This window comes from Streptomyces changchenzhani, from assembly GCF_039766235.1.
Lineage (GTDB): Bacteria > Actinomycetota > Actinomycetes > Streptomycetales > Streptomycetaceae > Streptomyces.
Genome location: NZ_JBDHNH010000013.1, coordinates 35,871 through 49,076, shown reverse-complemented (window position 1 = coordinate 49,076; position 13,206 = coordinate 35,871). Strand labels below are relative to the sequence as shown.

Here is a 13,206-nt window from a genome sequence, read left to right as displayed (position 1 = left end):
GCAGTGCTGTGCCGCCGACCGTCTTCGGGCCAAGGATCAGCCCCTGCTCTCCAGTTCGTCGTCGAGGATGTCGAACAGCTCGTCCGCGGTGGCGCTCGTAATGTCCACCGACTCGTCCGGGCCCTCCAACGCCCCGTCGGACGTGTTCCACGCCGCGAGCAGCGCCTTGAGCCGGGCGGCGACGTCCTCGCGTTCCCCGGGGCCCGGCCGTGCCGATGCCAGCGCGACCGCCAGGGCGTCGAGCTGGGCGGTGACTCCGCCGGGGGCGTCACCGTGCGAATCGGCGGGCAGATCGGTTTCCAGCCGGTCCGCCAGCTCATGCGCCGACGGGTGGTCGAAGATGAGTGTGGCCGGCAGGCGGCGTCCGGTGAGGGCGTCCAGACGGTTACGGAACTCGACCGCGGTCAGTGAGTCGAATCCGATGTCCAGGAAACCCTTCTCCGGATCGACCGCCTCCTTGCGGTCGTGGCCGAGCACGGCGGCAGCCGTGGCCCGGACGAGGTCAAGTACCGCCTGCGAGCGGTCCTCGCCCGTCAGGGCCGCCGCGCGCGCCCATGCTCCGTCCCCGCCCGCCGCACCGGGCGCCTCGCTCCTGCGCCTGGCCGGGACCCGTACGAGTGCCCGCAGCACCGGCGGGACGGCGGCGTCCGGGTGGCGGGTGAACGCGGCCAGGTCCAGCCGTACGGGGACGAGTGCCGGCTCGGTGGACGCGAGTGCCCGGTCGAACAGCTCGAGTCCTTCGGCGGGAGCGAGGCCGACAACACCCGAGCGGGCCATCCGCGCGAGGTCCGTGCGCGCCAGCCCGTCCGCCATGCCGGCCTCCGCCCACAGTCCCCATGCCAGCGACTGGGCGGGCAGTCCGCCGGCCCTGCGGTGGTGGGCGAGGGCATCCAGAAAGACGTTTGCGGCGGCGTAGTTGGCCTGACCGGGAGAGCCGAGCGTGCCGCCGGCCGAGGCGAAGAGCACGAACGCGGTCAGCGGCAGGCCGGCGGTCAGTTCGTGCAGATGCCAGGCGGCGTCGACCTTGGGCCGCAGTACGGCGTCCATGCGCGCGCCCGTCAGCGACGTCAGCACGCCGTCGTCCACCACTCCCGCTGCGTGCACGACGGCGGTCAGGGGCCGTTGCTCCGGTACCGAGTCGAGCAGCCGCCGCAGCGCCTCCCGGTCGGCCACGTCGCAGGCGGCCACCTCCACCTCGGCGCCCATGCCGGTCAGCTCAGTCGCCAGTGCGGCGGCCCCCGGGGCGTCGGCACCGCGACGGCCGGTCAGCAGGAGGTGACGGACGCCGTGTTCGGCCACAAGGTGCCGGGCGACCAGCGCGCCGAGTGTGCCGGTTCCGCCGGTGACGAGCACGGTTCCGGCGGGGGCGAAGACCGGCCCCGTGGAGCCCTCGGCCGACGAAGCCGCCGTCGCGCGGGCCAGCCTCGGGACGAGGACGCGGTCGTCGCGCACAGCCAGGCCGGGCTCGTCCGAACGGGCGGCCGCGGTCAGTGCGGTGGTGAGCGTGGCCGCGGAAGAGACCGGCGAGACCACGTCCAGGGCGGAGAAGCGGCCCGGGTACTCCAGCTCCGCCGTGCGGACGATTCCCCACACCGTGGAGTGCGGGAGGTCGGTGACGGCAGCGCTGGATCCAGCTACGCCGGCCCCGGCTGCGACGGCCCCGCCGGTGACCGCCACCAGCCGTGCGGAGGCGAACCGTTCGTCCGTCACCCAGTCCTGGGCGAGCGTCAGCATGTGCCTGGCCGCCTCGTGTGTGGCCGAGGCGACGTCGGCGTTCGTCATGTCTCCTGTCTCCCCCGCCGCCTGTGCGCCCCGGTGCAGGGCCGCGAAGACCACGGCGGGCACCGAGCCCGTACGGTCCACGGACGCGGCGAGCTCCGCCAGATCCCGGAACGTACGGACCGCACCGCCCACGGACTCGATCGCGGCCCCCAGCCCGAGGGTGTCGGTGCCGATCAGCGCGCAGTCGGCGAGGCCGCCGCCCGTCGGGGCCACTGAGTCATCGGCCTGCCACGGCACCCAGTCCACACCGAACAGCGCGTCGTGCGCCTTGGGCCGGGCGGCGATCTGGTCGGCGGTGAACGGGCGCAGGGCCAGCCGGCCGACGGACAGGACCGGGGTGTTCTGCGGATCGGCGGCCGTCAGCGACACGGCGTTCTCACCCGCGGGGGTCAGCCGCACCCGCAGGGCGTGCGCGCCGGCGGTGAGCAGGGTGACGTCCGACCAGACGAACGGCAGGGCCGCCACGTCGGCGGTGGGGGTGGCGAGCCCGATGGCGTGAAGTGCGGCATCGAGCAGAGCGGGGTGCAGGCCGAAGTCCGTCCCGGACACCCGTTCCGGCGCGGCCGGTTCCACTTCCGCGTACAGCTCGTCGCCGAGGCTCCAGGCACGCCGGAGGCCCTGGAAGGCGGGGCCGTACTCCAGCCCCTGTCCGGCCAGCGCCTCGTACCGCTGTGTCACATCGAGCTCGGTCGCGCCCTTCGGCGGCCATACGTCGTCCGTGACGGGGACGGGTGCCCGGTCGGCGGGAGTCGGCACCAGACGTCCGGAGGCGTGCCGGGCCCACGGCTCGTCGGGGCCGCCGTCCTCGGCACGGGAGTGGACGGCGAAGGCACGGCTGCCGGCGGCGTCGGGCGCATCCACCGTGACCTGGATCCGGACACCGCCCTCCGCGGGCAGTACGAGGAGGGAGTCCAGGGTCAGCTCCTCCAGCGTCCCGCAGCCGACCTCGTCGCCCGCGCGTATCGCCAACTCGACCGACGCGGCGCCCGGGAGGAGGACGGTGCCCTGGACGGCGTGGTCCAGAAGCCAGGGCTGCGTGTGCGGCGACAGGCGTCCGGTCAGTACGACGCCCCCCGACTCAGGGAGTTCGACCACGGCGCCGAGCAGGGGATGCTCGGCCGGGCTCTGGCCCGCGCGGCTCACACCGCTCTCACCAGCGACGGTGGGGGCGTCGAGCCAGTAGCGCTGTTTCTGGAAGGCGTAGGTGGGGAGGCGGACGCGTTCGCCCGGCGCACCGGGCCCGAAGAACCCGTCCCAGTCGACCCGCACCCCGCTGACATGCAACCGCCCAAGAGCAGAGACCACCTGCTCCGCCTCCGGCCGGTCACGCCGCAGCAACGGCACAAAAACACCCTCGGCACTCTCCTGCGCCATCCCCGACAACACCGCATCCGGACCAATCTCCACATACCGCGTCACCCCGGCGGCTTCGAGGGTGCCGACGGCGTCGCCGAAGCGGACCGCCTCACGTACCTGCCGGACCCAGTACTCCGGATCACACAACTCACCCACGTCAGCCACCGCGCCCGACAGGTTCGACACCACCGGGATCCGCGGCTCGCAGAACACCAGCCCACCGGCCACCCGACGGAACTCACCCAGCATCGGATCCATCAGCGAGGAATGGAAAGCACGACTGACACGCAGACGCTGAGTCTTACGCCCCCGCGCGGTGAAACGCCCGGCCAGAGCGAGCACCGCCTGCTCATCACCCGAAACCACCACCGACGAGGGCCCATTGACGGCAGCGACCGACACACCCGGCGTCAGCGCCTCACACACCTCCGCCTCCGAAGCCACAACAGCAACCATCGCACCGCCCTCCGACAGCGCACCCATCAACCGACCACGAGCCGCCACCAACATGCACGCGTCGCCCAGTTCCAGTACCCCGGCCACATGAGCAGCCGCCAGCTCACCCACCGAATGCCCCACCACGAAGTCCGGAGTAACACCCCACGACTCCAACAACCGGAACAACGCCACCTCCACCGCGAACAAGGCGCACTGCGTGTACTCCGTCCGGTCCAGCAAACCCGTCAGACCCGGGGAGTCCTCTACGACCGGCCACATCACACTCTTCAGAGAATGATCAAGCTCCTTGCCGAACAACACACAGACCGAGTCCAAGGCCCTCGCAAACACCGGATAGACGCCATACAACTCCCGCCCCATCCCCACCCGCTGAGCACCCTGCCCAGTGAAAAGGAAAGCGGTCGCGTCGTTCACCCCTGCCGTGCCCCGCAGGACTTGGGGTGTCTCCGTGCCCTCGGCGAGGGCATGGAGACCACGGACGAAGTCCTCGTGGTCGGTGCCGAGGACGACGGCGCGATGCTTGTGTTGCTGCCGCCTCGTGGCGAGCGCGTGACCCACATCGCCGACGGAGTGGGCACGGTACGCAGGCGTCTGGGCAAGCAGCCGGGCGGCCTGGGCAGGCAACGCCTCAGCCGCCGCAGCCGACAACGGCCAGACCACCAACCCCGGCCGGCCAACACCCACCGCAGGAACAGACACCACCTCCGAACACCCAGGCGCCTCCTCCACAATCACATGCGCGTTCGTCCCACTCAGCCCGAACGACGACACAGCCGCCCGACGCAACCCACCCTCCACCGCAGGCCAGTCACGCTCCTCCGTCAACAACCGCACCTCACCCACCGACCAGTCCACATACGGCGACGGCTCATCCACATACAACGTCCGCGGCAACACCCCATGCCGCAACGCCTCCACCATCTTGATCACACCAGCCACACCCGCAGCCGCCTGCGTATGACCAATATTCGACTTCACCGACCCCAACCACAACGGACGCCCAACCGACCGCCCCTGCCCATACGTCGCAAGCAACGCCTGCGCCTCGATCGGATCACCCAACCGAGTCCCCGTCCCATGCCCCTCCACCACATCCACATCAGCCACCGACAACCCCGCAGACTCCAACGCCTGCCGAATCACCCGCTCCTGCGACGGACCATTCGGCGCCGTGAGTCCGTTGCTGGCACCGTCCTGATTCACCGCGCTGCCCCGCAGAACAGCCAACACCTCATGACCATTCGCCCGAGCCACCGACAACCGCTCAAGCAGGAGGATGCCGACCCCTTCCGACCAGCCGGTGCCGTCGGCGAGCCCCGCAAACGGCTTGCACCGGCCGTCCGGAGCCAGCCCTCGCTGCCGGCTGAAGTCCACGAACGAGCTGGGGTCGGGCATGACGGTGACGCCGCCGGCCAGCGCGAGGGTGCTCTCACCACGCCGCAGGGAATCCGCCGCCAGATGCAGCGCGACCAGCGACGACGAGCACGCCGTGTCCACCGTCAACGCGGGCCCCTCAAGGCCCAGGGTGTAAGCCACCCGGCCCGAGACCACACTGCCCATGCTGCCGCTGCCGACGTAACCCGCGACGTCCTCGGGGATGTCTCCCTGACGTCCCCAGTCGTGGTACATCACGCCGGCGAAGACACCGGTCCGGCTGCCGCGCAGGGACCCGGGGTCGATCCCGGCGCGTTCAAATGCCTCCCAGGACGTCTCCAGCAGCAGCCGCTGCTGGGGGTCCATCGCCATGGCCTCACGCGGGCTGATCCGGAAGAATCCGGGATCGAACTCGGCCGCGTCGAGAAGGAATCCGCCCTCGCGGACGTAGGTGGTGCCCGGCTCCTCCCCCGTGGGGTCAAACAGCGACGACAGGTCCCAGCCACGGTCCTTCGGGAAACCGGTGATGCCATCCGCCCCGTCCGCGACGAGTCGCCAGAGCTCCTCGGGGGTGGTGACGCCCCCGGGGTAGCGGCAGGCCATCGCGATGATCGCCACCGGATCGTCGTCCTGCACGGAGGCTGTGGCAGCGGGCCGCTCCGGGACGGCGGTCCCGGCAGCTCCGAGCAGGCCGTCGGCGAGCAGGAGGGCGACCGCCGCCGAGGTCGGGTGGTCGAAGATCAGGGTGGCGGGCAGCCGTATCCCGGTGGCCGCGCCGAGCTGGTTACGGAATTCCAGGGCGGCCAGGGAGTCGAAACCCAGGTCGCTGAAGGCCCGGTCGGCGCCGATGGATTCGCCTGTCGTATGTCCGAGCACGACGGCGACGTGCGAGCGGACGACATCCAGCAGGAACCGCTCACGGTCGGGCGCGGGCATTGCGGCGAGCTGTCCGGCCAGTTCGCCACCACCGGACCTGTCGCCCGTGGCAGCCGCGCGCCGCCTGCCGGGAACGGCGGGCCGGACCAGGCCGCGCAGGACCGCGGGCACCCCGCCCGTCGCCGCACCCGCGCGCAGCCCGGGCAGGTCCAGCGCGGCCGGGACGAGCAGAGAGCGGGGGGAGGCGAGCGCGGCGTCGAAGAGTTCCAGCCCCTCGGCCGAGGTGAGGGCGCGTACACCGGAGCGGTTCATGCGCCGCAGGTCGGTGGCGGTAAGCCCGGCTCCCATGCCCGCTCGGGCTTCGCCACCGTTGTCGATCTCGTCCGCCCAGAGACCCCAGGCGAGCGAGACGGCGCACAGGCCGCGGGCCACCCGGTGCTGGGCGAGCGCGTCGAGGCCGGCATTGGCCGCGGCGTACCCGGCCTGGCCGGGCGAACCGAGCGTGCCGGCGAGGGAGGAGAACAGAACGAAAGCGGTGAGCGGCAGTTCGGCGGTGAGTTCGTGCAGGTGCGTCGCCGCGGTGATCTTCGGGCGCAGTACCGCGTCCAGCCGCTCGGGCGTGAGACCTTCGACCAGACCGTCGTCGAGCACTCCCGCCAGGTGGATCACGGCGGTCAGTGGCTGGGCCGGGTCGATGCCCGCCACGGTGGCTGCCAGGAAGTCCCGGTCGGTGACGTCCCCGGCGGGTATCTCGACCGAGGCACCGGCGTCGGTCAGCTCCGCCACCAGCTTGGCCGCTCCGGGTGCCGACGGGCCTCGGCGGCTGGTCAGCACGAGGTGCCGCACGCCGTGCCGGGCCACCATGTGCCGGGCCACCCGCGCGCCCAGGCTGCCGGTGCCTCCGGTGATCAGGACGGTGCCTCCGGCGAGTCCGCCGTCGGTCACGGTGGCGTCCGCCTCGGGAGCCGCCGTGACCGGAGACAGCCGGGGAACGAGCAACGCCCCCTCCCGGAGCGCGATTTCCGGCTCATCGGCGAGGAAGGCGCCGGCCAGCGCGCGACGTGATTCGTCCCGGTCGTCGATGTCGACGAGCAGCAGACGCCCAGGATGTTCCGCTTGCGCGGCACGCACGAGCCCCCACACCGAGGCGTGGTCCGGCGCCACATCGTCCGTCGCACCGGTCGCCATCGCCCCCTGTGTGACGACCACCAGGCGGTCTCCGAAGCGTTCCGCCGTCTCTACTTCGGCCAGCCAGCTCTGCACCGCCCGGAGTGCGTCGTGTGCGACACCGCGTGTCCCCGGCACCGGCGCGGACCATACGGCCAGCCGTCCGGCGCCTGACCGATCCGCCCCGTTCCCTGTCTCAGTACGTGGGGCGACTCCCAGTGCCGCGCCGATTCCGTACGGGTCCTCTCCCACGAGCACCATCGGTGCGCCGGGCTCCGGGCGGGAGCCCACGGTGGGGGCCGCCACCCAGTCGAGCTGGTAGAGCGACCGCGATCCGCCCGGGGCGGCGAGCTGTTCGCCGCTCACCTCGCGCACGGCGAGCGACTCCACCGACGCGACTGCGGCACCGGTCGGGTCCGCCAGCTCCATACGGACGCCGTCCGCACTGGAGCGGGTGACGCTGACCCGCAGCGCCGATGCACCACCGGCCCACTGGGACAGTCCGGCCCAGGCGAAGGGGAGCCGCAGACCGGCGGACTCCTGGGGTTCATCGGTTCCGAGCAGGGTGGCGGCGTGCAGTGCGGCGTCGAGCAGGGCGGGGTGCAGGCCGTACGCGTCGGCCTCTGCCCGCATCTCATCAGGGAGGGCGACGTCGGCGTACACCTCGTCGCCGCGGCGCCAGGCCGCGCGCAGGCCCCGGAAGGCGGGGCCATAGACCAGGCCGGCTGCGGCCAGCTCGTCGTAGTGGCTGGCGAGGTCGACGGCCTCGGCGCCCGGCGGCGGCCACTGGGTCGGACCGTCCGCGGGCCGCTCGGCCGGGGTGACACCGAGAACGCCGGTGGCATGGCGGATCCACTCCGCCTCGGCCGGATCGTCGTCCGAGCAGGAGTAGAGGGAGAAGGTACGCCGCCCCGATCCGTCGAGGGCGTCGACGTAGGCCTGGACGGCGACCCCGCCGCCGTCCGGGAGCACCAGGGGTGCCTCCAGGGTCAGTTCCTCGACGTGGCCGAGGCCGACCCGGTCACCGGCCCGGTGCGCCAGCTCGACGAACGCGGTGCCGGGCAGCAGTGTCCGGCCCAGTACGACGTGGTCGGCGAGCCACGGCAGCGCGTCGGCCGTCAGCCGGCCGGTGAGCAGCAGCCCGTCAGTCTCCGGAAGGGAGACCGCCGCGCTCAGCATGGGATGGCCCGCTGCCGTCAGCCCTGCGGACGCGACGTCGGTGCCGTGTCCGCCCTGGCCCGGTGTCAGCCAGTAGCGCTGTTTCTGGAAGGCGTAGGTGGGGAGGCGGACGCGTTCGCCCGGCGCACCGGGCCCGAAGAACCCGTCCCAGTCGACCCGCACCCCGCTGACATGCAACCGCCCAAGAGCAGAGACCACCTGCTCCGCCTCCGGCCGGTCACGCCGCAGCAACGGCACAAAAACACCCTCGGCACTCTCCTGCGCCATCCCCGACAACACCGCATCCGGACCAATCTCCACATACCGCGTCACCCCGGCGGCTTCGAGGGTGCCGACGGCGTCGCCGAAGCGGACCGCCTCACGTACCTGCCGGACCCAGTACTCCGGATCACACAACTCACCCACGTCAGCCACCGCGCCCGACAGGTTCGACACCACCGGGATCCGCGGCTCGCAGAACACCAGCCCACCGGCCACCCGACGGAACTCACCCAGCATCGGATCCATCAGCGAGGAATGGAAAGCACGACTGACACGCAGACGCTGAGTCTTACGCCCCCGCGCGGTGAAACGCCCGGCCAGAGCGAGCACCGCCTGCTCATCACCCGAAACCACCACCGACGAGGGCCCATTGACGGCAGCGACCGACACACCCGGCGTCAGCGCCTCACACACCTCCGCCTCCGAAGCCACAACAGCAACCATCGCACCGCCCTCCGACAGCGCACCCATCAACCGACCACGAGCCGCCACCAACATGCACGCGTCGCCCAGTTCCAGTACCCCGGCCACATGAGCAGCCGCCAGCTCACCCACCGAATGCCCCACCACGAAGTCCGGAGTAACACCCCACGACTCCAACAACCGGAACAACGCCACCTCCACCGCGAACAAGGCGCACTGCGTGTACTCCGTCCGGTCCAGCAAACCCGTCAGACCCGGGGAGTCCTCTACGACCGGCCACATCACACTCTTCAGAGAATGATCAAGCTCCTTGCCGAACAACACACAGACCGAGTCCAAGGCCCTCGCAAACACCGGATAGACGCCATACAACTCCCGCCCCATCCCCACCCGCTGAGCACCCTGCCCAGTGAAAAGGAAAGCGGTCGCGTCGTTCACCCCTGCCGTGCCCCGCAGGACTTGGGGTGTCTCCGTGCCCTCGGCGAGGGCATGGAGACCACGGACGAAGTCCTCGTGGTCGGTGCCGAGGACGACGGCGCGATGCTTGTGTTGCTGCCGCCTCGTGGCGAGCGCGTGACCCACATCGCCGACGGAGTGGGCACGGTACGCAGGCGTCTGGGCAAGCAGCCGGGCGGCCTGGGCAGGCAACGCCTCAGCCGCCGCAGCCGACAACGGCCAGACCACCAACCCCGGCCGGCCAACACCCACCGCAGGAACAGACACCACCTCCGAACACCCAGGCGCCTCCTCCACAATCACATGCGCGTTCGTCCCACTCAGCCCGAACGACGACACAGCCGCCCGACGCAACCCACCCTCCACCGCAGGCCAGTCACGCTCCTCCGTCAACAACCGCACCTCACCCACCGACCAGTCCACATACGGCGACGGCTCATCCACATACAACGTCCGCGGCAACACCCCATGCCGCAACGCCTCCACCATCTTGATCACACCAGCCACACCCGCAGCCGCCTGCGTATGACCAATATTCGACTTCACCGACCCCAACCACAACGGACGCCCAACCGACCGCCCCTGCCCATACGTCGCAAGCAACGCCTGCGCCTCGATCGGATCACCCAACCGAGTCCCCGTCCCATGCCCCTCCACCACATCCACATCAGCCACCGACAACCCCGCAGACTCCAACGCCTGCCGAATCACCCGCTCCTGCGACGGACCATTCGGCGCCGTGAGTCCGTTGCTGGCACCGTCCTGATTCACCGCGCTGCCCCGCAGAACAGCCAACACCTCATGACCATTCGCCCGAGCCACCGACAACCGCTCAAGAACCAGCACACCGACGCCCTCGGACCAGCCCGTGCCGTCCGCAGCCCCGGCGAACGGCTTACAGCGCCCGTTCGGAGCCAGCCCCCGCTGCTCACTGAAACCGACGAAGGTCTCGGGTGTGGACATCACGGTGACGCCGCCGGCCAGCGCCAGTTGGCACTCCCCGCGCCGCAGAGACTGGCCCGCCCAGTGAATCGCGACCAGCGAGGACGAGCACGCCGTGTCCACCGTCACCGCGGGCCCCTCAAGGCCCAGGGTGTAAGCCACCCGGCCCGAGACCACACTGCCGACGCTGCTCGCGCCGGGGTAGTCGTGATACATCAGCCCGGCGAAGACGCCGGTCCGGCTGCCCTTCAGCGTGGCCGGCGGGATTCCGGCGCTTTCCAGCGCCTGCCAGGAGGTTTCCAGCAGCAGTCGCTGCTGGGGGTCCATCGTCACGGCCTCGCGCGGGGAGATTCCGAAGAAGTCGGCGTCGAAGTCGGCGGCCTCGTAGAGGAATCCACCCTCACGGGTGTAACTCGTGCCGACCGCCTCACCGGTGGGGTCGTAGAGCCGGCCGAGGTCCCAGCCACGGTCCGACGGGAACCCACCGATCCCGTCACCCCCCGAAGCCACCAACTCCCACAACGCCTCTGGCGAATCCACCCCACCGGGATAGCGGCACGCCATCCCCACCACGGCGATCGGCTCGGTGACCCGGTCCTGGCTCTCCCGGAGTTCGCGCCGGGCGTCGCGGAGATCGGTGGTAGCCCGCTTGAGGTAGCTGAGAAGTCGTTCCTCGCTCGTCACGCCGTTTCCCCCACGCCACGTCGTCCGAATTTCCGAGAAATACCGGCAGGCGCCCGCCCGGAATCTCTCCTGCCGGCCCGCCAACTGTTTTCCGCACGCCGGTCTCCGCCCGGGCGTATTTCGACGGCCCGGATATTCCGCGGTAACCGTCTCGGCAATGGACCGTATCCAGGGTCCTTTACGGGCCCCAACCCCTAACCGGGTCCGTCCGGCCCCTAGTTCGCGCGGTCGGCCCGGTTGGCCGCCGCGTGCGCCAGTACCTGTACGAGGTCCCTGGGGCTGGGCACGGCCAGCTGCTTGTGCCGGAGGCGGGCCGCCGCCTCGCGGTACTGCGGTTCCCGCACCAGTCGCCGGACGAGCCCGGCGGCGCCCGCACCGTCCTGCTGGTCCGGTTCGGCGACCAGGGCGGCGCCGTGTTCGGCAAGCCGGCGCGCGGCGGACGCGGTGGCGCCGGAGTCGTCCCCGACCAGCACGACCTGCGGCAGCCCGTAGGACAGGGCGTCGGCGACAGCGGACACTCCGCCATCGTGCACGACGAAGGAACAGGAGTCCAGCAGGGCGCTCGTCGGGACGGTGTCGAAGAGCCGGATGTTGTCCGGTACGGCCGTCCCCTGCGGCAGACGGTCCACAGGCAGCGCGGCCACGACGTCGACATCCAGCGTGCCGAGCACCGCCAGCACCATGCCGACCGGCGCCTTCTCCCCCCGCAGAGTCAGCGCGACCCTGGGGCGTTTCGGCATCCTGCGCAGCCAGCCGGGGAGTTCCGCCGAGCCCGCGTAGGGGACATGACGGACCGGCAGATGCGACGGGTCGAGGGGGGCGCGCAGAGGTTCCGGTGTCGGGTCGATGGTCAGCCGCGGCTGTCCCGCCGGACCGGTGCCGGGCCCCTCCGTACCGCCGTCGGAGCCGCAGAGCAGCATGCGTACGGAGAGCGCACCGACGGACGCGGCGGCCGTGGCCGCGGTGTGCGCGTGTTCGTCGTGGACGACGACGTCCGGCTGCCAGCGCGCCAAGTGCCGTGCCAGCTCCCGGTCCTCTCCGCCGGTGGCATCCCCGTCCGCCGCGACGGCCACCGCGACGAGTCCGGTGGCGTTGATGACAGGGGTGAAGGCGGGAGCTCCCGCGACCTGCACCTCATGTCCAGCGGCGCGCAATGCCCATCCGAGGGGTACGAGATTGTGCAGACGCTCACTCGAGGAAGGAGTGGCGAGCAGGACACGCATGGGGAACCTCTCCAACGGCAGGCAACGGTCAGCAGTGCGCGCGAATGCTCCTATCGGCGGCATTCATCGTTGCACCGGCTCTCTCGCCCGAACTACCCCTAGAAGAAGCTCCGGCCGCCTCACCCCGGTTTCTAGGGGTTGAGTAACGACCGCATCCCGAGTCATGGATTCGGTGAATAACGGCGCCCGGACCGGTACGCCCATCCGCCCATTTGCCTTCACGGAATACCTCACGGAGGTTCCGCGGGCCGGCGGGCCTTCTCAGTCCCTGTCGAGATAGGCGAGGACGGCGAGTACGCGGCGGTTGTCGTCGTCCGCCTGGGCCAGCCCGAGCTTGCCGAAGATGTTCGCGACGTGCTTCGTGATGGCGCGTTCCGTGATGACGAGCTGCGCGGCGATCCCGCCGTTCGACCGTCCCTGGGCCATCTGCTCCATGACCTCGCGTTCGCGCGGGGTCAGCCGGTTGATCGGCTGCTCCCAGGCCGAACGGCGGGACACCAGCTGGGAGATGACCTCGGGGTCCATCGCCGTGCCCCCGGACGCGACGCGTCGTACGGCGTCGATGAAGTGCTCGGCGTCGAAGACACGGTCCTTGAGCAGATAGCCGATGGCGCCGCTGCCGTCCGCCAACAATTCCCGGGCGTAGAGCTGGTCGACGTGCTGGGAGAGCACCAGAACCGGCAGCCCGGGCCGCCTGCGGCGCGCGACGAGCGCGCACTGGAGCCCTTCGTCCGTGAAGGACGGCGGGAGCCGGACGTCGACGACCGCCACGTCCGGTTTCAGTTCCTCCAGGGCCCTGGTGAGATCGGGGCCGTTGTCGACCGCCGCTGCGATCTCAAAATCGTACGCCTCCAAGAGCCGGATGAGTCCGTCCCTCAGCAGGAAAAGGTCCTCGGCGAGCACGACACGCATCAGTTCTCCATCACCCCCGGCGGCGGACCCGCTCCAGGTCCTCTGATGGACAGACAGTATGCCGCCCGCACGTGGGACGACCGGTGGGAAGTCACTCGCACGGGTCAGGGAT

3 protein-coding genes are annotated in these 13,206 nt (G+C 70.8%); all 3 read right to left on the bottom strand.

The window, feature by feature from the left end; translation table 11 throughout:
• Positions 1-36: 36 nt before the first annotated feature.
• The 3 genes from ABCR94_RS32765 to ABCR94_RS32755 all read right to left on the bottom strand — a co-directional run bounded on the left by ABCR94_RS32765 (position 37) and on the right by ABCR94_RS32755 (position 13,094).
• Entirely contained in the window at positions 37-10,959 is a 10,923-nt protein-coding gene (locus ABCR94_RS32765) for a type I polyketide synthase (protein WP_347124429.1), read from the bottom strand.
• Between the two features lie 215 nt (positions 10,960-11,174).
• On the bottom strand, positions 11,175-12,182 hold the full coding sequence (locus ABCR94_RS32760) for a nucleotide disphospho-sugar-binding domain-containing protein (RefSeq protein WP_347124427.1): 1,008 nt from the start codon (positions 12,180-12,182) through the stop codon (positions 11,175-11,177).
• A gap of 261 nt (positions 12,183-12,443) precedes the next feature.
• Entirely contained in the window at positions 12,444-13,094 is a 651-nt protein-coding gene (locus ABCR94_RS32755; protein WP_347124425.1) for a LuxR C-terminal-related transcriptional regulator, read from the bottom strand.
• Between the last annotated feature and the right edge of the window lie 112 nt (positions 13,095-13,206).